At 55.6% G+C, this 910-nt stretch carries 1 protein-coding gene; it reads left to right on the top strand.

Annotated elements, in window-relative coordinates:
• On the top strand, positions 1–772 hold a 772-nt coding region (ricT, locus tag C5S62_RS02530; RefSeq protein WP_275541723.1), incomplete at its 5' end, for a regulatory iron-sulfur-containing complex subunit RicT.
• Positions 773–910: the final 138 nt, after the last annotated feature.

The raw sequence follows: 910 nt of genomic DNA, 5'->3' as shown, positions 1-910 counted from the left end.
CGCGCGTGTGGACTTCCGCAAACTTATCAAGGTACTGGCCGAAGCTTTTCATGTACGCATCGAAATGCGGCAGATAGGTGCCCGTCAGGAAGCCGGACGCATCGGAGGGATAGGGCCTTGCGGACGTGAACTCTGTTGCGCCACATGGATGAAGAATTTCAAGTCCGTTTCAACCGGAGCGGCACGTTTTCAGGACATTTCACCCAATCCGCAGAAACTGGCAGGGCAATGCGCCAAGCTGAAATGCTGCCTGAACTATGAGGTGGACACCTATGTGGAAGCCTTCCGCCGCCTGCCCAGCCGCGAGGTACAGCTAGAGACGGCCGACGGTACTTTCTACTACTTTAAGGCCGACATACTTTCCAATATGGTAACCTACAGCACCGACAAGCGAATGGCCGCCAACACGGTGACTATTTCCGCCGCCAGAGCCTTTGAGGTGATACAGCTCAACAAGCAGGGCGAAAAGCCGCTACAACTCGACAACTCTGCAACTCAAGGTCCGGTACGGCCGCTCGATTTGGCTGAACAGGACGACTTGACCCGCTTTGACAAGGAACGCCGACGCAAAAACAGTGGGAAGAAAAAGCGTCAGCAGCGCAACGGACGCCCGCAAAATGAGGGCACCCGTGAACGGACGGAACGCCCGCAACGCGAACAGCGGTCACGGGGAGAACGGCCACAACGCGGAGATTCCCCGCAAAAGGAACGCCGCGGAGGAGAACACAACAATCGCAGACAGGGCGGACATCAGCCAAACGAAAAACAATAACAGATGCACGACAGGTTCAAATATGTCTGCCGCCTTTTGACACTGCCTTTCTTAACCGTTGGCCTGAGTGCCTGCAATCAGCGAGAGACAGACAAAGCAGCATGGGAATTCTGCACCATTGGTGAAGAGGGCTGGTGC

The organism is Prevotella sp. MGM2, assembly GCF_002933955.1.
GTDB lineage: Bacteria > Bacteroidota > Bacteroidia > Bacteroidales > Bacteroidaceae > Alloprevotella.
The sequence above is the reverse complement of the archived record's forward strand: the minus strand, read 5'-3'. Positions and strand labels throughout refer to the sequence as shown.